Raw genomic sequence first — 19533 nt, 5'->3', positions numbered from 1 at the left:
CACCGAGCGTAGTACTCAGGCGGGCAGCAACATCGTGTAGAGCTTCTTGATCACCCCGTCCTCGACGAGCGCGACGTCGATCCCCCGCACGACCGGCGGCTCGCCGTCCGGGCCGAACGCCCAGGCGAGGTGGCCGAGGTCGTGGTTGACCAGGGCCGGGCCCGCCGCCGAGAACACGAAGCCCGGGGACTGCGCCAGCAGCGCCCTCGCCTTGGCGTTCAGCTCCTCGTGCCCGGTCGCGACCCCTTCGGGATCGGCGAAGGTGACGTCGGGCGCGTACGTCTCGGCGATCGCCTTCGCCCGCCGTTCGTCGTCACGCTCGTTGAACACCCTGAGCAGGTTGGCTTCCATCAGCTCGGCCACCGTCGCCATGTCGCACCCTCCTAGGTTCGACCGCCATATTACGTGACATGTCACGTAACCGTCAGGGATGATCCTCCGGCCGCGGCAGGGTGCCGTGCTCGACCAGGGTGTCGTAGACGCGGTCGAGCAGGGTCGCCAGCTGCGCCAGCTCGGCGGGCTCGAGGGCGTCCAGGAACGCCTGCCGCACGAACCCCACGTGGTCCGGCGCGGCCTGCCGCAGCGATTCCCAGCCCGTTTCGGACAGCGTCACCTCGGTGACCCGGCGATCCTCGGCGGCCGTCCCGGTCCCGACCAGCCCGCGGTCCCGCATGCGCTTGAGGTGGTGCGAGAGCCGGCTGCGCTCCCAGCCGATGCGGATCGCCAGGTCGGTGACCCGCATCCGGCCGCCGGCCGCGCTGGTCAGCGCGACCAGCACGTGGTAGTCGGCGAGCGAAAGCCCGCTGTCCGCGCGGAGCTGCCGGTTCAGCTCGTACTCCAGGCGGAGGTGCACCTTCATGTAGGCGTACCAGGCGGCCGTCTCGGCGCTCGACAGCAGCGCGAACGGCGACCCCGGTGCGAAGTCCCGCGTCACCGAGCGAGCTTAACCACCCAAACTGGTCTAGACCATCGCCGCCGGAAGTGCGACGATCCGGGCAGGCGCGACGGCGAGGTCGCGCCCTTCCCGCCAGGAGGTCCCCCGGTGAAGAACTCCTTCGCGCGGCGGCTCGGCCGCGCGCTCGCGGTGCTGGCGCTCGTCGGCGCCGGCACCCAGCTCACGCCGGCCGCGGCGGCCACGCCGGCGTTGCCGTCGATCGTCCCGGTCCCGGTGTCGGTGACCCCGGCGACCGGCGTCGCGTTCCCGCTGGTCTCGACCACGAAGATCGTCACCGAAGCCGGTTCGGCACCGGCCCGCCAGGTCGGCGACTACCTGGCCGGCGTCCTGCGGCCGTCGACCGGCTTCGCGCTGCCGGTGTCCGACGCACCGGCGTCGGTGCCGTCCGACAGCATCGCGCTGCTGCTGAGCGGCGCGCCCGCGTCGGTCGGCACGCAGGGCTACCAGCTCGTGTCGACGGCGTCGTCGGTCACCGTGCGAGCCACGACGGCCGACGGGCTGTTCGCGGGCGTCCAGACGTTGCGGCAGCTGCTGCCGGGCCGCGTCGAGAGTCCCTCCGCGCAGCCGGGCCCGTGGAGCGTGCCGGGCGCGACGATCCTGGACTACCCACGCTTCGCCTACCGCGGCGCGATGCTCGACGTCGCCCGCCACTTCCACCCGGTGTCCACGGTCAAGAGGTACCTCGACCAGCTGGCCCAGTACAAGATCAACAATCTGCACCTGCACCTGGCGGACGACCAGGGCTGGCGCATCCAGATCGACAGCTGGCCCCGCCTGACGACGTACGGCGGCAGCACCCAGGTCGGCGGCGGCGCGGGTGGTTACTACACGAAGGCGCAGTACACGGACATCGTGAACTACGCGGCTTCCCGCCACATCACGATCATCCCGGAGATCGACATGCCGGGGCACGTGAACGCGGCCCTGGCGTCGTACGCGGAGCTGAACTGCAACGGCGTGGCCCCCGCGTTGAGGACGGACACGGCGGTCGGCTACAGCTCGTTGTGCATTTCGAAGGACATCACGTACACGTTCGTCGCGGACGTCCTGCGCGAGCTGGCGGCCCTGACCCCGGGCCCGTACCTGCACATCGGCGGAGACGAAGCTTCGGCGACCTCCCAGGCCGACTACCTGACGTTCATGAACAAGGTCCTGCCACTGGTGGCGGCCACGGGCAAGTCGGTGGTGGGCTGGCACGACATCGCCAAGGCAACCCTGCCGGCCTCGGCCACACCGCAGTTCTGGGGCACTTCGACGTCGGACGCGGGCGTCTCGACGGCGGTTTCCCGCGGCAGCAAGGTGATCCTGTCGCCGGCGAACAAGGCGTACCTGGACATGAAGTACAACAGCTCGACCCCGATCGGCTTGTCGTGGGCGGGCTACATCGAGGTCCAGGACGCGTACGACTGGAACCCAGGGGCGTACCTGTCGGGCGTGCCGGAGTCAGCGGTCCGCGGCGTCGAGTCTCCCTTGTGGACGGAGACGGTGGCGACGCCGTCGGACATCGACTACCTGGCGTTCCCGCGGTTGGCCGCACACGCGGAGCTGGGCTGGTCACCGTGGCCGACCCACGACTGGACGGCGTTCCGGACCCGCTTGGGAGCCCAGGCCCCGCGCTGGGTGGCGCAGTCGATCAACTTCTACCGGTCGTCGCAGGTGTCCTGGGACACGGGCGGAACGACGAACCCGGGGACATGCGTGGATCCGGCGTGGAGCGCTTCGCAGGTGTACACGGGCGGGAACGTGGTGTCCCACAACGGCCACAAGTGGACGGCGAACTGGTGGACGCAGGGAGAGGAACCGGGAACGACGGGGCAGTGGGGCGTTTGGACCGACAACGGGGTTTGCTGAGGTGAGGGCCGGGCCCACCGGCGTGGTGGGCCCGGCCCTTCGCCACTCCGCGTCGAGAGTGCGCGCAGACATTTGGTGACGCCGTCCATCACGTCGTCGGCCGCCGCGGGCGGCCGGCTCCGCCAGTTAGCCTGAGGTCATGCCCTGCCCTGTCTGTGCCAAGCACCGCGGTACCGGGCCGCTCGTGAGTCCCGTGGTCTGGGCCGATGATCTGGTCGTCGTCAGTCATCGGCCGGGGAGCTTTCCCGGGTACCTCTTCGTCGAGACCCGGCGGCACGTGGCGAACCTCGACGGTCTCACCGAAGGCGAAGCCCTCGCCGTCGCGCGGGCGGCCTGGGTCGCCGCCCGCGCCTTGCGGGCCGAACTCGATCCTGAGTCCGTCCACTCCGCCATCGCCGGGCGGGGGCTCGCCGGCGCTCACTTTCACCAGCACGTCTTCGTGCGGCACCGCGGGACTCCCGCCGAGCTCGGGTGGATGGATGTCGACTGGCCCGGGGCGCCTCGCGAGGACGTCGACCTCCTGTGCGGACGGTTATCGCCGTACTTCGGCCGGTGAATGTCGGACATCCGGGGCGTCCGGCGGGCTAAGTTGAGGCATGAGCGCTGATCTGGAGCAGGTTCGCACGCTGTCGCTGCAGGAGCACGGCCTCGCCACCGTGGCCACCACCCGCGCGGACGGCACCGTCCATTCCTCCGTCGTCAACGCCGGTGTCTTCGACGATCCGGTCACCGGGGCCGCCGGTGTCGCCTACGTTGCCGTCGGGAAGGCGCACAAGCTTGCCTTGCTGAGGCGGGCCGGGCACGCCACCGTCACCTTCCGGCGCGGGTGGAACTGGCTGTCCGTCACCGGCGCCGTCCACCTCATCGGGCCCGATGATCCCGACCCCGCCTTCGACCCCGCCGGCCTGCCGCAGCTGCTGCGTGACGTCTTCATCGCCGCCACCGGGACGCATGACGACTGGGACGAGTACGACCGGGTCATGGCCGAAGAGCGGCGGGTTGCGGTGTTCATCCGGGCAGACCGGATAATCGGCAATCCCTGACCCGCCGGCCCCAGGAGTCGTCCCGTTGTCCGAGTCCCCGCCCCGCGTGACCACGCCGGTCAAGGTCCTCGTCGGCTTGCTCGTCGTCGCCGACGCCGGGTTCGGTGCGGCACTCGCCGGCGGGCTGGTGCGCGGCCTCTCGCCGTGGCTGATCGGCGGCGCCTACGCGGCGACCGTGCTCGCCGCTGTCGTCGCCTACCGCGTCTCGCGCGCCCGCGATCTCAAACGCGGGTTCGAAGCCCTGCGGGACCTCACCGTCAGCGACGAGGGCCTCCGCCTGCCCGCCGGCACGCTCAGCACGCGCGTGGTCCCCTGGCCGGAGATCGCGGAGGTCACCGTCCGCCGTTCGGCCCGCTTCGGCGACGGCTACCTGCGTGACGCCCTCTGGGTCGACCTGGTCACCGGCGGTGGCGTCGAGAGTTCGGTGCAGCGCTACGCGCCGCGAAGCAAACTCCAACCGGCACCGCCCGAGCGAAGACAGTTCGAGCAGACGGCGATCCTCACCCCGGCCCTGTTCGACGCGGTGCTCGACCGGCTAAGGAAGGAACTGCGCCACCGGCAGCTGCACGCCCAGCTCCGCGGCACACCCCGCTTCCGGCCCCGCTGACCGGGGACGCCACCCGCGAACACCGACACGGCGCCCCGGCAAGCCCGGCGACGACCAGGCTCAGCCGAGCCGGCCCAGCAGCTCCCGTGGCACGATCCGTACCGGGAACGGCCACTCGAGCTCGACCGCCTCGTCGCCCGCCGCCTTGGCCACCTGCTGGTAGTGGCCGTCCGCGTCCAGCTCGAACACCGTCAGCGCGGGCTCCGCCGGGTCGACCACCCAGTAGCTGCCGGTTCCGAACCGTTCGTAGACCGCTTTCTTGAGGTTCAGGTCGTAGATCGCCGTGCTGGGCGACAGCACCTCGACCGCCAGCACCGGTGGCGCCGGGAGATCCTTCTCAGTGAAGTCTTCTTTCCGGCCGACCAGGACATCGGGCTGGAGCTCGATCGTGTCACCTTGATGCACCGCAAACGGTGCTCCGACGACGTAGAACTCAGCCGGGCACACGACCTCGAGCACACCGTACAGCCGATACCCGATGGTCTGGTGTCTCAGTCCCGGCGCGGGGCTCACGATGAGCACCCCGTCGATGAGTTCGCGGCGTCGGCCATCGTCCGGCATCCCCTCGAGGTCGTGCACCGTCAGGGGGCCCGAATCGGCGGGATGCTCGATGTCTGCCATGACCGTCATGGTGCTCTCCTTTCGCTCTTCGCACCAGAGGAAACCAGAGAGCACCGACAGAAACCACGTCGAACACGGGTTCGGCGCCCATATTCACGCCACCGCGTGAATATGGGCGCCCGTGTCACATCAGCGGAACACTTACTTCTTGTTCTTGCCGGAGTCCTCAGTGGACAGTGCGGCGACGAAGGCCTCCTGCGGAACCTCGACCCGGCCGACGGTCTTCATCCGCTTCTTGCCTTCCTTCTGCTTTTCCAGCAGCTTCCGCTTCCGCGAGATGTCACCGCCGTAGCACTTGGCCAGAACGTCCTTGCGGATCGCGCGGATCGTCTCGCGGGCGATGATCCGGGAGCCGACCGCCGCCTGGATCGGGACCTCGAACTGCTGGCGCGGGATCAGCTCGCGCAGCCGCGTCGCCATCCGGTTGCCGTAGCCGTAGGCCGCGTCCTTGTGCACGATCGCCGAGAACGCGTCCACGGTTTCGCCCTGCAGCAGGATGTCCACCTTCACCAGGTCCGCGATCTGCTCGCCGGCCTCTTCGTAATCGAGCGACGCGTAGCCGCGCGTACGCGACTTCAGCGTGTCGAAGAAATCAAAGATGATTTCCGCCAGCGGAATGTTGTAGCGCAGCTCGACGCGGTCCTCGGACAGGTAGTCCATGCCGAGCAGGGTGCCGCGCTTGGTCTGGCACAGCTCCATGATCGTGCCGACGAACTCCGACGGCGCGAGGATGCTCACCTTCGACACCGGCTCGTGCACCTCGGCGATCTTCAGCCCGGTCGGCCAGTCGGACGGGTTCGTCACGACGACCTCGCTGCGGTCTTCGAGCACCACGCGGTAGATGACGTTCGGGGCCGTCGAGATCAGGTCGAGGCCGAACTCGCGCTCGAGCCGGTCGCGGGTGATCTCCAGGTGCAGCAGGCCGAGGAAGCCGCAGCGGAAGCCGAAGCCCAGCGCCACCGACGTCTCCGGCTCGTAGTCGAGCGCGGCGTCGTTCAGCTGGAGCTTGTCCAGGGCCTCGCGCAGCTCCGGGTAGTCCGAGCCGTCCACCGGGTACAGGCCGGAGTACACCATCGGCTTCGGCTCGCGGTAACCCGCCAGCGCCTCCTTGGCGCCGTGGCGCTCGGACGTCACGGTGTCGCCGACCTTCGATTGCCGGACGTCCTTCACGCCGGTGATCAGGTAGCCGACCTCGCCGACGCCGAGCCCCTTGCTGGGCTTGGGCTCGGGCGAGATGATCCCGACCTCGAGCAGCTCGTGGGTGGCGCCGGTGGACATCATCTTGATCTTTTCGCGCGGCGTGATCTTGCCGTCGACGACGCGGATGTAGGTGACGACGCCGCGGTAGGTGTCGTACACCGAGTCGAAGATCATCGCGCGGGCGGGCGCGTCGGCGTCGCCCTGCGGCGCGGGGACCTGTTTGACGACCTCGTCGAGCAGCGCGCCGACGCCCATGCCGGTCTTGGCCGAGACCCGCAGCACGTCCTCCGGCTCGCAGCCGATGATGTGAGCCAGCTCACCCGCGTACTTGTCGGGGTCGGCCGAGGGCAGGTCGATCTTGTTGAGCACCGGGATGATCTGGAGGTTGTTCTCCAGGGCCAGGTACAGGTTGGCCAGCGTCTGGGCCTCGATCCCCTGCGCGGCGTCGACCAGCAGGATCGCGCCTTCGCACGCCTCCAGGGCCCGGGAGACCTCGTAGGTGAAGTCGACGTGGCCGGGCGTGTCGATCATGTGCAGGACGTGGTCCTGCCCCTCGACCTGCCAGGGCAGCCGGACGTTCTGCGCCTTGATGGTGATCCCGCGCTCGCGCTCGATGTCCATCCGGTCGAGGTACTGGGCCCGCATGGCGCGCTCTTCGACCACGCCGGTGAGCTGCAGCATGCGGTCGGCCAGGGTCGACTTGCCGTGGTCGATGTGCGCGATGATGCAGAAGTTCCGGATCAGCTCCGGCGGCGTGAAGGTGGTGTCGGCGAACGTCGTCACTCGAATGAGTCCTCGGAAAGTCGGGGATGGCCACCTCTATGTTCCCATGGCCCTCCGGGTGCGGGTGGGGGTCATCCCCGATGCGGGGTTCCGCGATCCGTGGTGCCCTCGAAGTATGAGTACTCCGCACCAGCCGGCACCCCCTCCCCAGCCGGAGACCAGCGGCTTCGCCCGCGTCCTCGACCGGACGTTCGGTCACCCCTCCGGCGCGCTCGGCCGCCTCGGCGGCTGGGTCATGGCCCGGGGCAACGCCGCCACCGAACACCGCGTCGTCGACCTGGCGAAGATCGAGCCACACGAGACCGTCCTGGTCGTCGGCCCCGGCCCCGGCGTCGGCCTCGAGGCGGCCGCCCGGCTGGCCGGGCGCGTCATCGGCGTCGATCCCTCCCCCGAGATGTTGTCGCTGTGCCACGAGCGCTGCGGCGACCGGGCCGAGCTGCGCGAAGGGTCGGCGGCGCACACCGGCGAGCCGGCCGGGTCCGTCGACGTCGTCGTGAGCGTGAACAACGTCATGCTGTGGGACGACCGGGCGGCCGGCTTCGCCGAACTCCTCCGGGTGCTGCGCCCCGGCGGTCGGCTGCTGCTGTCCGCGCACGAGAAGTGGCTGCCCGTGAGCAGGCACGTCCTCGCCGACGAAGCCGCCGCCGCGGGCTTCGCCGACCTGCAGACCTGGACCTGGGAGCCGCCCGGGTTCGCCGCGCTCGCCGCGCAGCTGCGCGCCGTCAAGCCCGCCTAGCGGGTGTCCGTGCGGATCGGGTGGCCCTCGGGCACCTCGACCAGCACGATGCGCGTGCCGTCCGGATCGGCGATCCAGGCTTCGTCGAGGCCCCACGGCTCACGCCGGGCGTCGCGCACCGGCTTCAGCCCCTTCGCCTTGAGCTCGGCCAGGGTGCCGGCGAGGTCACGCACCTGCAGCCAGAGCACCAGATCGGGCGACGAGCCCGTCTCGCCCGCGCCGGAGACCTCCAGGGAGCCGTGGCCGAGGAAGAACACGGTGCCACCGGGGAATTCCCGCTCCACGGCCAGGCCGAGGGTGTCGCGGTAGAACGCCGTGGACGCGGCCGCGTCGCGCGGGCGGATCAGCAGCCGGCTCTTCAGGATCTCCATCCGACCATCCCTACCGGACGGGCTCAGGCGGCCGCAATCGCGGCGATGCCGGAGAGCACGATGGCCGACCCGGCGAGCCGCCGCACGGCGTCACGCTCACCCAGGACCAGCCAGGCGGCGAGGCCGCCGAGCACGATGCTCAGCTCCCGGGCGGGGGCGACCAGGCTGACCGGCGCCATGGTGAGGGCGAACAGCACGAGGATGTAGGCGATCGGCGACAGGACCGCGACGAGGAGGACTTCGCGGCGCTGTTCGCGCCAGATCCGCGTCACCTCGCCGCGATCGGCCAGAGCGCCGGGGACCACCAGCACGCTCTGCAGGATCGAGCCGAGGCCGAAGTAGACGACCGGCGGCACGCCGAGGCCGGTCACCGAGTGCGCGTCCCAGAGCGTGTAGCCGGCGATGACGGCGCCGGTCAGCAGGCCGTAGAGGATCCCCGCCTTGACCGCCCGGGGGTCCTCCGCTTTGCGGCCGGTGCTGATCACCAGCACCCCGGCGACGACCAGGAACGCGCCGAGCAGGCCGAGCCAACCGGGCCGCTCGCCGAGCACCAGGACGGCGGCCAGCACCGACAGCAGCGGCCCGGTGCCGCGCGCGACGGGGTAGACGACGGAGAGGTCACCGACGCGGTACCCGCGCTGGAGGACGATGCCGTAGGCGATGTGCAGGACGGCGGTGACCGCGGCGGCGAGCAGCCAGCTCCACTGTGGACGGTGGTGCTCCGCGACGAGCAGCACGATCGTCACCGGGAGCAGCAGAACGGCGCCGGCGGTGTAGTACAGCCAGACGAACTGGGTGCCCCCGGAGGTGACCCGCTTGGCGGCGAGGTTCCAGGCGGCGTGCACGACGGCGGCGATGAGGACGAGGGACAAGGCGGTGGCGTTCACGGGACCCCTTCCGTTTCGCGCGCGCGAAACCGGGTCCTCCAGGCTTTTGCCCCGTCAGATGAACGACCGGCCGTCCGAGCCCGCCGATGGTGCCGCTCGGACCAGACCCGCCGGTCCTGGTTGTGTGGTGCGGGCTGCTCGGCCGGCGACGGAACCCTAGGCACTACCGCCGTCCACGGTACTCCCGGCTCCGGGCGCCGCGGGCCCGGCTGTTAAAGTTGTCGCTCGCTGCCCGTGCGGCATTCCGTCATGGAGGAAACCGGCTCGTTCCGAGCGGGGCCACTTCAGCGCGGCGGCGAATCTCACCGAGTGAAACAGGAGTTGCCCTATGGCCAACATCAAGTCGCAGATCAAGCGCATCACGACGAACGAGAAGGCGCGTCAGCGCAACCAGGCGATCCGGTCCTCGGTGAAGACCGCGATCCGCAAGGTCCGCGAAGCCGCCGAGGCCGGCGACAAGGCCAAGGCCGTCGAGCTGCAGCGCGACGCCGCCCAGAAGCTGGACAAGGCCGTCTCGAAGGGCGTCATCCACGCCAACCAGGCCGCCAACAAGAAGTCGGCGCTGGCGAAGCGCGTCAACGCGCTCTGAGCTGGTTGATTTCTGGGAAGGCCCCGGCTTCGGCCGGGGCCTTCTTCATGTCCGGGGCCTGCCCGGCAACGGTCAGCGGTCGCCCTTCGCCGCGGCCACCTCGAGGACCGCTCGCTCCAGCGCGTAGCCCGGGTCCGCCGCCACGCCCTTGACCTCGGCGTTCAGCCGCGCGACCACGCGCATCGCCATCGCCAGGCCGTCGGGGTTCCAGCCGCGGGACTGCCCCTGCGCCTTGCGGATCTTCCACGGCGGCATGCCCAGCTCGCCCGCCAGCTGGTTCGGGTTGCCCCGTCCGGCCCCCGAGACCCGCGCGATCGTGCGGACCGCGTCGGCCAGCGCGTCGGCGACCAGGACGTGCGGAACGCCCAGCTGCATCGCCCAGCGCAGCGACTCCAGGGCCGCCGCGCGGTCGCCGCCGACCGCCTTCTCCGCGACGGCGAACCCGGTCACGTCGGCGCGGCCGCGGTGGTAGCGGCGGACCGCGTCGGCGTCGACGGCGCCGTCCGTGTCCGCGACCAGCTGCGTCGCCGCCGAGGAAAGTTCCCGCAGGTCAGAGCCCACGGCGTCGAGAAGGGCGGCGACTCCCGCCGGGTCGATCTTGCCGCCCACCCGGCGCACCTCGTGGCGCACGAACTGCTCCCGCTCGGCCGGCTTGGTCAGCTTCGGGCACTCGGTGACCTCGGCGCCGGCCTTCTTCAGCACCGCCGGCAGCGACTTGCCGGCCTTGCTGCGGCCGCCGCCGGTGTGCACGACGACGAGCACGACCCCGTCGGCCGGGTCCTTCAGGTAGGACGTAACGGCGTCCGCCAGCTCCTGCGAGATGTCCTGCGCCGACTCGAGGACGATCACCCGGCCCTCGCTGAACAGCGACGGGCTGACCAGTTCGGCCAGCTCGGGCGCTGTGAGATCGGACACCCGGGCCCGGGTCAGCTCGGCGGTGGAGTCCACCGCGCGGGCGGCGGCGAGCGTCTCGCGGACAGCCCGCTCGATCAGCAGTTCTTCCTCCCCGAGCACCAGGTGCAGCGGGGCCGGGGCGGTGGCTTGCGCGGTCACCCGGGAATCCTCTCACTTGCGCTCCCGTGCGCCCGCTCCGGTGATGTCGAGCGGCCACCGTGGCACGGCTCGAGCGCGATGTCGTACGGTGTAGCCGAGGCAGCCCGCCCCGGAAGATCCGGCGTGCGCGGCACCGACAACCGAATACCGCTCATCCAGAGGGGCAGAGGGAACGGCCCGACGAAGCCCCGGCAACCGGCGTACAGCCTGTCATCCCGCGATCGCGGGATAGCTGACGACCACGGTGCCAATTCCGGCCCGCTCAGGCGGGGCAGATGAGGAAAGGAACCTCGCGATGACCGCCACCCTCGGCACGACCTCCACCACGAAGACCCCGGATCTCGGACCCGCCGTCGAACTGGTGTCGAAGGAAGAGGGCCACCGGCAGCCGCTCGCCCCCGAATTCGTCTCCGCCGAAGACTTCTCGCCGCTCGAGGTCGCCTACGACTTCGGCCGCGTCCGCCGCGAAGACATCGAGGCCGGCCCGAAGAACATCTGGCGCTACAAGAAGCTCCTTCCGGTTCCGTCCAACGTCGAAGAGATCCCGAACACCGAGCCGGGCGCGACGCGGCTGGTCCGCGCCGACCGCCTCGCCAAAGAGCTCGGTCTCAAGCGCGTGTGGGTCAAGGACGACACCGGCAACCCGACGCACTCGTTCAAGGACCGCGTCGTCGCCGTCGCGCTGGCCGCGGCCCGCGAGTTCGGCTTCGAGGTGCTCGCGTGTCCGTCGACCGGCAACCTGGCCAACGCGACGGCCGCCGCCGCGGCCCGCGCCGGCTGGCGGTCGGTCGTGCTGATCCCCAAGACCCTCGAGCGCGCCAAGATCCTCACCACCGCGGTGTACGACGGCGACCTGCTCGCCATCGACGGCAACTACGACGACGTCAACCGCCTCGCCACCGAACTCGCCGGCGAGCACCCGAAGTGGGCGTTCGTCAACGTGAACGTCCGGCCGTACTACTCGGAGGGCTCGAAGACGCTGGCCTTCGAGGTCGCCGAGCAGCTCGGCTGGCGCATCCCGCCGCAGATCGTCGTGCCGATCGCCTCCGGTTCGCAGCTGACCAAGGTGGACAAGGGTTTCCGCGAGCTGGGCCAGCTCGGTCTCGTGGACGCCAGCCCGTACAAGGTCTTCGGCGCGCAGGCCACCGGCTGCTCGCCGGTGTCGGCCGCGTTCCGCGAAGGCCACGACGTGGTCCAGCCGGTGAAGCCGGACACGATCGCCCGCTCGCTGGCGATCGGCAACCCCGCCGACGGCCCGTACGTGCTCGACATCGTCAACCGCACCGGCGGCGCGATCGAGGACGTCTCCGACGAAGAGGTCGTCGAGGGCATCCGCCTGCTGGCCCGCACCGAAGGCATCTTCACCGAGACGGCGGGCGGGGTCACCGTCGCCACGGCCAAGAAGCTGGTCGAGACGGGCAAGCTGGACCCGGACGCCGAGACGGTGCTGCTGATCACCGGCGACGGCCTCAAGACCCTCGACGCGATCGAGAACCACGTCGGCCCGAAGGCGACCCTGCCGCCCTCGGCCGCGGCCGTGAACAAGGCCCTCGGCTACTGAGCGCCGCCCGGGGCGGGCTCACCGGCCCGTCCCGGGTGCTCACCGGTGCTCACCGGCGAGGCGGCCCGCGCGGCTCACCGCGGCGGGCTATCGCCGTTCCGGTGATCACCGCGGTGTCGCCGTCGACATCCGTGCGGGTGACTCGCGCGCCCAGGGCGGTCAACGTGTCCATTGTGGATTTACTGGGGTGCCCGTACGTGTTCCCCGCGCCCACACTGACCATCGCCACCCGCGGGGCGACGGCCGCGAGGAACGGCGGCAGCGAGTAGCGGCTGCCGTGGTGGGGCACCTTCAACACCTCCGCCTTCAGATTTCCGATGTCGGCCAGCAGGTCCGCCTGCGCGGCCAGTTCGACGTCGCCGGTCAGCAGGACCCGGCCCGCCGTGGTGTCCGCTCGCAGCACCACCGAGCTGTTGTTGATCGCCGTGCCGTCCTGCCGCTCGGCCGAGCGGGCCGGTACGTAGCGCGGGCCCAGGACCTCGAGCGCCAGGCCGGGCCAGTCCAGCCGCTCGCCCGTGGTCAGTTCCACCAGCGGCACGGACCGCCGAGCGGCCTCGGCGGCGACCTGGCGCCAGGCCCACCCCGGCGACCGCCCCGGGCCGACGGCGATCGCGCCGACCGTGCGTCCCTCGAAGACCGAGGTGAGGCCGCCGATGTGGTCGGCGTGCAGGTGGCTCAGCACCAGCAGCGGAATCCGGTCGACGGCCAGCCGGTGCAGGCACTCGTCGACCGGACCCGGCTCGGGCCCGGCGTCGACGACGACCGCGCGTCCCGGCTCGGCGGTCGCCAGCACGACCGCGTCACCCTGGCCGACGTCGCATTCGACCATCGCCCAGTTCCGCGGCGGCCACGCCGGCGCCAGCACCCGGACCGGCACGAAGACCAGGAGCGAGCCGACGACGAGCAGCGCCATCAGCACCCGCACCCGCCGGAGCCAGACCGCGAGCACGAGCACCACGAGGACCGCGGCGGCGAGGAAGCCACCCAGCCAGCCGCCGGGCCAGGCGATGACCGCGCCCGGGGCCCGCGCGCCGTGCCGGGCCACCGTGATCAGCCACCGGGCCTCGGGGTCGGCCAGGTGCACCAGGACCTTCCCGGCGCCCGGCCACCACGGGCCGGTGACCGTCGCGAGCACGCCGAGCACGGTCGCCGGAGCCACGACCGGCGCGGCGAGCACGTTGGTCAGCACCGAGACCAGGCTCACCGAACCCGCCATGCCCGCCAGCACCGGCGCCGTCACCAGGAAGGCGGCCAGCGGGATCGCCAGCCCTTCCGCGAACCCCGGCGGGATCCCGCGGCGGACGAGAGCGCCGGCCCAGCGGGGCGCGAGCAGGACGAGCCCGCCGGTGGCGCACACCGACAACGCGAAGCCGAAGTCCGTGGCCATCGCCGGGTCCGCCACGACCAGCAGGCACACGGCGAAGGCCAGCGCGGGCAGCGCCGAACCACGGCGTCCCAGCGCGAGGGCCAGCAGCGCCACGGCCGCCATGACGCCCGCGCGCAGCACGCTCGGCTCCGGCCCGACGAGGACGAGGAACCCGGCCAGGCACGTCCCGGCCGCCGCGGCCGACAGCCGGGGTCCGAGCCGGAGCAGGCGCAGCAGGAGCAGGACCGCCCCGCAGACGACCGCGAGGTTGCCGCCGCTGACCGCGGTGAGGTGCGCGAGGCCCGCGGAGACGAACTCCTGCTCGACGCGCGGCGGCAACGCGCTCGTGTCGCCCAGCACCAAGCCCGGAAGGAGACCCCCGGGTTCGTCCGGCAGGGCCTGGCACAGGTCGTGCAGACCGCTGCGCAGCCCGGCCGCCGCCCGCTGCCACCCCGGCACCGGCCCGGGCTCGCCCGGCGGGCCACGCACCGACAGCACGGCGACGGTCAGGTCATCGCCACGCGGCGGCATCAGCCGGCCCGCCGCGCTCACCTCTTGGCCCGGCAGCAGCGACGCCCACTGCGCGACCGGCGCCAGCAGCAGGACGCGGCCGGACGAAGGGACCGCCCGTCCGTCGACTGTCGCAGTGCGCACGTCGACGGCCAGGACGACCGAGCGGGCGCCGGCTTGCTGGTCGGCGTACCCGGCGCCGCGCACGGGCTTCGGACGTTCGGCGACGACGACCCGCAATGCCGCCGGCAGGCCTTCGGTGGCGGAGGTGCGGAGCTGGTCGCGTTGGGCGTCTCGGATTCGCCATGAGACCGGGCCGGCGGCGAGAAGGCCGAGGATCAGCAGGGCCGCCGCCGTGTCGCGCGCCCGGGGGTGGCTGCGGGCACGCCACAGCACGATTGCGGCGAGCACCGCAGAGGCCAGGCCGGTGGCGACGGCTGTCCACCAGCCGAGGAGCAGGCCGGCCAACGCGGCCAGCCAGCACGTTGCCGCTGCCGGGACCAGACGCATGTCCTGCCTGGTGTCGGCTACGGGGATGGTGGTCATTCGGCCGTCACCTGCTTTCCGGTTTGTCCACGCCGTCGGCGACCATGCGAGGTCGCCTCCGCTGGTTTGCGGCGGAGCGGTCCGTGCGGGCCGCGGTCGTCGGGCGCCGTCCGCGGGCGCTGCGAATTGAGCCGGCCGGATCCGGGCTGGTGCCGATCGAAGGGGATGTGCTCATCCGAGGTTTCCCCGCTTCCGCGAACCGACGAACCGCTGTCGCCCGCACCGTCGGCACCCGCCGCTGCCGGCCGAGCAGCCGCTGGGTCATTGCTCATCCGGCTACCACCTGCTTCGGTGACTGAGCCGGTTGCCCACGACGGTGGCAACCGGCGAACTCGCCTTCGCTGAGGCCTGGCCGAGCGGGCCGCGCGGGAAAGGGCCGCGGCCGTCGAGCGAACTGAGCCGACCACCACCTGCTTCGGTGACCGAGCCGGCTCGGTCACGCCGCCGGCGACCGCGTGAGCTCGCCGTCGCCGGTGCAGGGCCGAGCGGTCGGTGCGGAAAGTGCGAGGCCGGCGACGCTGGTGATGCCGAGCTGACGCGTCCGTCGAGCGCCATCCGCGGGCACCGCGAGGCGAACCGGGACCGGTCGCGGGCGGCCGGCTGGTCACCGCCGGATGAGGGCTCATCCGACCGTCACCTGCTCCCGCAACTTCTCGAAGCGGCTCTCGCCGATGCCGTCGACATCGCGCAGCTGCTCGACCTTCGTGAAGCCGCCGTGATCGGCGCGCCACTGGACGATGCGCTTGGCCGTCACCTCGCCGACTCCCGGGAGCGTGTCCAGCTGGTCGGCCGTTGCCGTGTTGAGGTCGAGCTTTCCTCCGGCCGCCGGGGAGCCGGGGTCCGGGGCCGCCGCGGGTGCCGGGATGCCGACCGCCAGCTGCTCGCCGTCCGCGACCTTGCGGGCCAGGTTCAGTGCGCGGATGTCCGCTCCCGGCTCGGGGCCGCCGGCCGCACGCAGGACGTCCGCCACCCGGGCGCCCTGAGGCACCGTCACCAGGCCCGGCGAGCGGACCCGGCCGATCACGCTCACCACCAGGCCCGGCGGCGGCGCGGCGCGCGCCTCCGCCGCCGGTTTGGCGCTGGGCAGCGCCGGCGGTGGCTCGGGCGCCGGGCCGCCGCCGGCCAGCGCGACCGCGCCGAGGATGATCGCCACGACCGCGGCGAGAACGCCGGCCAGTGCCCAGCGGCGGCGGCCCGTACCGGCCGCTCCGCCCGGCAGCCAGCGCCGGATGAGCCGGCCGCCCGGGCCGACCGTGCTCGCGTCGGGCGAGAGCTGGTCGGCCAGCCAGGAAAGCCGGTCGTTGACGGGAGAGCCCGGTTCCCGGGCGGACTGCTCGAACACACGATCGACGTTAGGGGGCGCGGGGAGTGTCCGACAGGGGCGGCGTCGCGTCCTGTGGACAACCGGGGTGTTGTGGATGGATTGCCGAGCGGAGCCCGTCGGCTAGCTCCGGGACGGGACCGTCCGCTGGACGACGACCCCCAGCACCCCGGGGCCCGTGTGTGCCCCGATCACCGCGCCCAGCTCGGAAACCACACAGCCCGCCGAGCGCGGTACGGCCTCTTCCAGCCGGTTCGCCAGCTCGACCGCGCGCTCCGGCGACGCGAGGTGGTGGACCGCGAGCTCGACGTCGTCCTCGGCCGCCGCCTGGGCCGCGAGCTCGACCAGGCGGGCGATCGCCCGGTTCATCGTGCGGACCTTCTCCAGCGGCAGGATCCGGCCGTCGGACATGTGCAGCACCGGCTTGACCGCCAGCGCCGTGCCCAGCAGCGCCGCCGCCGGGCCGATCCGGCCGCCGCGGCGCAGGTGGTCCAGGGTTTCCACGACGAACAACGTCGACGAGCAGCCGGCCGCCGTCATCGCGGCGGCCTCGACGTCGGCCGCCGAAGCTCCGGCGGAAGCGGCCGAAGCGGCGTGCAGCGCGGCGAACCCGAGCCCCATCGCAGTGGTCCGCGAGTCGACGACGCGGACCCGGTCCGGCCCGACCTCCTGCGCCGCGAGCACCGCCGCCTCCCACGTTCCCGACAGCTCGCGCGACAGGTGCACCGACACGATCGCGTCCGCGCCTTCGGCGAACGCCTCCCGGTACACCGCCGCGAACTCGGTGGGTGTCGGCCGTGACGTCGTGACGATCTTCCGCTGCTTCATCGCCTCCGCGACCGCCGCCGGTCCGGTTTCGACGCCGTCCAGGGAAACCACGCCGTCGACCAGGACGTGCAGGGGCACCACCCGGACCGCGTGCCGTTCGGCGAAGCCCTCCGGCAGATGGGCGGTGGAATCCGTGACTACGGCGACCGACACGCCGTCAGCCTACGTGGCCGCGGGCCAGCACCGGCGCCATCAACATGGACATCGCCTCGCCCACCGCGGCGTGGCCCGGCCAGCCCCAGTGCATGCCGTCCGGGTTGCCCGCGCCGCTGAGCACGTGCTCCCCTACGACGGCTTCGAGGTCCAGCAACGGCACGCCCGCGCGGGAACTCCAGGCCGCCATCGCCGCCGCCGCGGCCGGGCGCGCGGTGTGTACGCCGCCGTAGGCCGCGGCACGGTGGACCGACGGCAGCCAGCCGAAGATCGGCAGCTCCGGCCGCAGGACGCGCAACGCGCCCACCGCGGTGTCGAGGTACTGCACGGTGAGCTTGGCGGGCAGCACCGCAGGACGGCCGCGCAGCGCGACGGCCAGCCGCGGCTGCGCGGCGAGATAGGCTTTGCGCACCACGCGCCGCACCGGATCGGGCCGCAGGTAGCGCAGCCCGGTGCGCAGGTAGGTCGGCAACGGCGAAGGCAGCGTGTCCATGCTGCCGATCGCGAACACGACCGCGTCGACGTGGTGCAGGTCGGCCCACACGCGCGGGTCACCGGTCAGCGACCACCAGGCGTCGCGGGCGTTCCAGCCGATGCCCGCGACGAGGTCGGCGGTGCCACCGAGGGCGGCGGCCGCGACATTGGGCCACAGCCGCGGCTCGTCCGCGGCGCAGGGCCCCTCGGGACCGTGGAAGCTCAGCGAATCGCCGAACACGAGCAGGCGCGGCCCCATCGGCTAGCCGTGCATCCCCGCGTTGTAGGCGTGCAGCCGCCACTTCCCGTCGCGACGGCCCAGCTCGACCCAGTGGCAGTTCGAGATGCCGCCCAGCGACGGCCAGGTCGCCACCGGCAGGGCCAGCAGCCGTGCGGTCAGCGCGATGATCAGCCCGCCGTGCGCGGCCAGCAGCACGGTGTCGCCCGCCGCGGAATTGGCCTGCTGCAGGTCCGTGACGACCTCGCCGGCGCGGTCGGCGACGTCGACCCGGCTCTCGCCGCCCGGCGGGGCCCAGGTCGCGTCGGTGCGCCAGCGGTCGCGTTCACCGGGGTAGGCCTGGTCGACCTGCTCGCCGGTGAGTCCCTGCCACTCGCCCAGGTGCGTCTCGCGCAACCGCTTGTCGATGCGCAGCGGGACGCCGATGGCGTCGGTGAGCACGGTGGCGGTGTCGGTGGCCCGGCGCAGGTCGGAGGCGATGACGAGGTCCGGGGAGAAGCGCGCCAGTGCGGGCACCGCGAACCGGGCCTGGTTCCAGCCGCGCGGGGTCAGCGCCGAGTCGAGGTGACCCTGCATCCGCCCGGCGGCGTTGTAGTCCGTCTCGCCGTGACGCCAGAGCACCAGCCGCCGCGGGCTCACGGGACGTCCGGGTCCTCGTCGGCGGGTGGCTCCTCGAGTCCGGCCACCTCGATGCGCGGACAGTCCTTCCACAGCCGCTCGAGGCCGTAGAACGTGCGCTCTTCGACGTGCTGGACGTGCACGACGACGTCGACGTAGTCGAGCAGCACCCAGCGCCCTTCACGGGCTCCTTCGCGGCGGACCGGCTTGTGGCCGCTCTCCCGCAGCTTCTCTTCGACGTTGTCGACGATCGCGCCGACCAGCCGCTCGTTGGACGCGGAGGCGATGACGAAGGCGTCGGTGATGACGAGCTGTTCGGACACGTCCAGCACGACGACGTCGCTGGCCTTCTTGTCCGCCGCCGCGTGGGCGGCCGCTACGGCCAGCTCTCGAGCCTCGGACGTGGCTGCCACGGTGCTCCTTTTCCAGATCGGGTTCGCCCGAGAAGGGTACCCGCAGGCACCGGCAGTGGTTCAGTCGCTCTTCCGGTACAGGTCCTTTTTGGCGATGTAGCGGACGACGCCGTCGGGAACGAGGTACCAGACCGGCTCCCCGCGTTCGACCCGGTCGCGGCAGCCGGTGGACGAAATGGCCATCGCGGTGACCTCGACGAGGCTCACCTTGCCGCTGGGCAGGTGGTGGGAGTTGAGCCGGTAACCGGGCCGGGTGACGCCGATGAAGTGCGCGAAGTCGAACAGCTCGTCGGCCTTGTGCCAGGTCAGGATCTGTTCGAGCGCGTCGGCGCCGGTGATGAAGAAGAGCTCGTCGTCGGGGTATTCGGCGTGCAGGTCGCGCAGGGTGTCGACGGTGTAGGTCGGTCCACCGCGGTCGATGTCGACGCGGCTGACGGAGAAGACCGGGTTGGACGCGGTCGCGATCACCGTCATCAGGTACCGGTCCTCGGCCTTGGTCACCTCGCGGGCGGTCTTCTGCCACGGCTGCCCGGTGGGGACGAAGATCACCTCGTCGAGCTCGAACCGGGACTGGACCTCGCTGGCCGCGACGAGGTGGCCGTGGTGCACGGGGTCGAAGGTGCCGCCCATGACCCCGATCCGCCGTGGTGACATGACCGGAGAGCCTATAAGGCCGAGCGCCGCCGGGCCCGGTGCTCTTCGCCACCCCGGCCCGACCGGGGAATCTTGTGATTCAGGTCACAATACGGCCCGGATACGTCGCGAACCCACCCGTTCGCGACGCCGCCGGTTCCCGGTCTGTCGGTGCC

At 71.8% G+C, this 19533-nt stretch carries 21 protein-coding genes and 1 riboswitch; of the genes, 7 read left to right on the top strand and 14 right to left on the bottom strand.

The features are described 5' to 3' along the window. Positions 1 to 15: 15 nt before the first annotated feature. Complete coding sequence (locus DV20_RS07670) at positions 16 to 372, bottom strand: nuclear transport factor 2 family protein (protein WP_043777719.1); 357 nt, start codon at positions 370 to 372, stop codon at positions 16 to 18. A 52-nt stretch (positions 373 to 424) separates the two neighbouring features. Further along, the gene (locus DV20_RS07665; protein WP_043777717.1) at positions 425 to 934 is read right to left on the bottom strand and encodes a MarR family winged helix-turn-helix transcriptional regulator; all 510 of its coding nucleotides are present in this window, start codon (positions 932 to 934) and stop codon (positions 425 to 427) included. A gap of 108 nt (positions 935 to 1042) precedes the next feature. Between DV20_RS07665 and DV20_RS07660 the strand changes: the two genes are divergently transcribed. The 4 genes from DV20_RS07660 (at position 1043) to DV20_RS07645 (ending at position 4456) form a co-directional block, all read left to right on the top strand. Beyond that, positions 1043 to 2806 carry a family 20 glycosylhydrolase gene (locus DV20_RS07660; RefSeq protein WP_043777715.1) on the top strand — a complete coding sequence of 588 codons (1764 nt, stop codon included), beginning with the start codon at positions 1043 to 1045 and terminating at the stop codon, positions 2804 to 2806. Between the two features lie 184 nt (positions 2807 to 2990). After that, on the top strand, positions 2991 to 3362 hold the full coding sequence (locus tag DV20_RS07655) for a histidine triad (HIT) protein (protein ID WP_043777713.1): 372 nt from the start codon (positions 2991 to 2993) through the stop codon (positions 3360 to 3362). Between the two features lie 40 nt (positions 3363 to 3402). Continuing rightward, positions 3403 to 3849, top strand: a complete 447-nt coding sequence (locus DV20_RS07650) for a pyridoxamine 5'-phosphate oxidase family protein (protein ID WP_043777710.1) — start codon at positions 3403 to 3405, stop codon at positions 3847 to 3849. A 25-nt stretch (positions 3850 to 3874) separates the two neighbouring features. Then, entirely contained in the window at positions 3875 to 4456 is a 582-nt protein-coding gene (locus DV20_RS07645) for a hypothetical protein (RefSeq protein ID WP_043777707.1), read from the top strand. Between the two features lie 60 nt (positions 4457 to 4516). Here DV20_RS07645 and DV20_RS07640 read toward each other — a convergent pair whose 3' ends face one another. Both DV20_RS07640 and lepA read right to left on the bottom strand, forming a co-directional pair. Continuing rightward, on the bottom strand, positions 4517 to 5086 hold the full coding sequence (locus tag DV20_RS07640; protein ID WP_043777705.1) for a Uma2 family endonuclease: 570 nt from the start codon (positions 5084 to 5086) through the stop codon (positions 4517 to 4519). A gap of 132 nt (positions 5087 to 5218) precedes the next feature. Further along, entirely contained in the window at positions 5219 to 7060 is a 1842-nt protein-coding gene (lepA, locus tag DV20_RS07635) for a translation elongation factor 4 (protein WP_043777702.1), read from the bottom strand. Between the two features lie 115 nt (positions 7061 to 7175). On the opposite strand from lepA, the gene DV20_RS07630 reads away from it, so the two are divergent. Further along, on the top strand, positions 7176 to 7796 hold the full coding sequence (locus DV20_RS07630; RefSeq protein ID WP_043777699.1) for a class I SAM-dependent methyltransferase: 621 nt from the start codon (positions 7176 to 7178) through the stop codon (positions 7794 to 7796). Here DV20_RS07630 and DV20_RS07625 read toward each other — a convergent pair. Both DV20_RS07625 and DV20_RS07620 read right to left on the bottom strand, forming a co-directional pair. Continuing rightward, positions 7793 to 8167, bottom strand: a complete 375-nt coding sequence (locus DV20_RS07625) for a VOC family protein (protein ID WP_043777696.1) — start codon at positions 8165 to 8167, stop codon at positions 7793 to 7795. The two genes, DV20_RS07630 and DV20_RS07625, sit on opposite strands and share 4 nt — an antisense overlap. A gap of 23 nt (positions 8168 to 8190) precedes the next feature. After that, the gene (locus tag DV20_RS07620) at positions 8191 to 9054 is read right to left on the bottom strand and encodes a DMT family transporter (RefSeq protein ID WP_043777694.1); all 864 of its coding nucleotides are present in this window, start codon (positions 9052 to 9054) and stop codon (positions 8191 to 8193) included. A gap of 328 nt (positions 9055 to 9382) precedes the next feature. On the opposite strand from DV20_RS07620, the gene rpsT reads away from it, so the two are divergent. After that, entirely contained in the window at positions 9383 to 9643 is a 261-nt protein-coding gene (gene rpsT / locus DV20_RS07615) for a 30S ribosomal protein S20 (protein WP_013228460.1), read from the top strand. Between the two features lie 72 nt (positions 9644 to 9715). Here rpsT and holA read toward each other — a convergent pair whose 3' ends face one another. After that, positions 9716 to 10696, bottom strand: coding sequence for a DNA polymerase III subunit delta (gene holA, locus DV20_RS07610; protein WP_043777691.1), 981 nt, complete (start codon positions 10694 to 10696; stop codon positions 9716 to 9718). Positions 10697 to 10844: 148 nt separating this feature from the next. Further along, positions 10845 to 10978: riboswitch (SAM riboswitch) on the top strand. 13 nt (positions 10979 to 10991) lie between these two features. On the opposite strand from holA, the gene thrC reads away from it, so the two are divergent. After that, complete coding sequence (gene thrC, locus DV20_RS07605) at positions 10992 to 12257, top strand: threonine synthase (RefSeq protein WP_043777688.1); 1266 nt, start codon at positions 10992 to 10994, stop codon at positions 12255 to 12257. 49 nt (positions 12258 to 12306) lie between these two features. On the opposite strand, the gene DV20_RS07600 is transcribed toward thrC, so the two are convergent. The 7 genes from DV20_RS07600 to nadD form a co-directional block, all read right to left on the bottom strand. After that, positions 12307 to 14679 (bottom strand): DNA internalization-related competence protein ComEC/Rec2, encoded by a 2373-nt coding sequence (locus tag DV20_RS07600; RefSeq protein WP_043777684.1) that lies wholly within the window; start codon positions 14677 to 14679, stop codon positions 12307 to 12309. Between the two features lie 622 nt (positions 14680 to 15301). Next, positions 15302 to 16021 carry a ComEA family DNA-binding protein gene (locus DV20_RS07595; protein WP_043777682.1) on the bottom strand — a complete coding sequence of 240 codons (720 nt, stop codon included), beginning with the start codon at positions 16019 to 16021 and terminating at the stop codon, positions 15302 to 15304. 102 nt (positions 16022 to 16123) lie between these two features. Next, positions 16124 to 16981 (bottom strand): DegV family protein, encoded by an 858-nt coding sequence (locus DV20_RS07590; protein ID WP_043777680.1) that lies wholly within the window; start codon positions 16979 to 16981, stop codon positions 16124 to 16126. Positions 16982 to 16985: 4 nt separating this feature from the next. Continuing rightward, complete coding sequence (gene octT / locus DV20_RS07585; protein WP_043777679.1) at positions 16986 to 17714, bottom strand: diglucosylglycerate octanoyltransferase; 729 nt, start codon at positions 17712 to 17714, stop codon at positions 16986 to 16988. A gap of 3 nt (positions 17715 to 17717) precedes the next feature. Next, positions 17718 to 18332: a histidine phosphatase family protein gene (locus DV20_RS07580; protein WP_043777677.1), complete on the bottom strand. Its 615-nt coding sequence runs from the start codon at positions 18330 to 18332 to the stop codon at positions 17718 to 17720. Further along, positions 18329 to 18724: a ribosome silencing factor gene (gene rsfS, locus DV20_RS07575; RefSeq protein ID WP_003067112.1), complete on the bottom strand. Its 396-nt coding sequence runs from the start codon at positions 18722 to 18724 to the stop codon at positions 18329 to 18331. Before rsfS ends, DV20_RS07580 begins: the two co-directional genes overlap by 4 nt. A 60-nt stretch (positions 18725 to 18784) precedes the next feature. Beyond that, positions 18785 to 19354 carry a nicotinate-nucleotide adenylyltransferase gene (gene nadD / locus DV20_RS07570; protein ID WP_043777675.1) on the bottom strand — a complete coding sequence of 190 codons (570 nt, stop codon included), beginning with the start codon at positions 19352 to 19354 and terminating at the stop codon, positions 18785 to 18787. Positions 19355 to 19533: the final 179 nt, after the last annotated feature.

The sequence above is a fragment of the Amycolatopsis rifamycinica genome (assembly GCF_000695625.1).
In the GTDB taxonomy this organism is placed as follows: domain Bacteria; phylum Actinomycetota; class Actinomycetes; order Mycobacteriales; family Pseudonocardiaceae; genus Amycolatopsis; species Amycolatopsis rifamycinica.
This window is presented reverse-complemented; position numbering and strand designations above follow the sequence as displayed.

Coding starts and splice junctions, on each gene's coding strand:
- DV20_RS07630 (WP_043777699.1), top strand. CDS start 7,176: ATGAGTACTCCGCACCAGCCGGCACCCCCTCCCCAGCCGGAGACCAGC.
- DV20_RS07640 (WP_043777705.1), bottom strand. CDS start 5,086: ATGACGGTCATGGCAGACATCGAGCATCCCGCCGATTCGGGCCCCCTG.
- nadD (WP_043777675.1), bottom strand. CDS start 19,354: ATGGGCGGCACCTTCGACCCCGTGCACCACGGCCACCTCGTCGCGGCC.
- DV20_RS07650 (WP_043777710.1), top strand. CDS start 3,403: ATGAGCGCTGATCTGGAGCAGGTTCGCACGCTGTCGCTGCAGGAGCAC.
- rpsT (WP_013228460.1), top strand. CDS start 9,383: ATGGCCAACATCAAGTCGCAGATCAAGCGCATCACGACGAACGAGAAG.
- DV20_RS07670 (WP_043777719.1), bottom strand. CDS start 372: ATGGCGACGGTGGCCGAGCTGATGGAAGCCAACCTGCTCAGGGTGTTC.
- DV20_RS07625 (WP_043777696.1), bottom strand. CDS start 8,167: ATGGAGATCCTGAAGAGCCGGCTGCTGATCCGCCCGCGCGACGCGGCC.
- thrC (WP_043777688.1), top strand. CDS start 10,992: ATGACCGCCACCCTCGGCACGACCTCCACCACGAAGACCCCGGATCTC.
- DV20_RS07600 (WP_043777684.1), bottom strand. CDS start 14,679: ATGACCACCATCCCCGTAGCCGACACCAGGCAGGACATGCGTCTGGTC.
- octT (WP_043777679.1), bottom strand. CDS start 17,714: ATGGGGCCGCGCCTGCTCGTGTTCGGCGATTCGCTGAGCTTCCACGGT.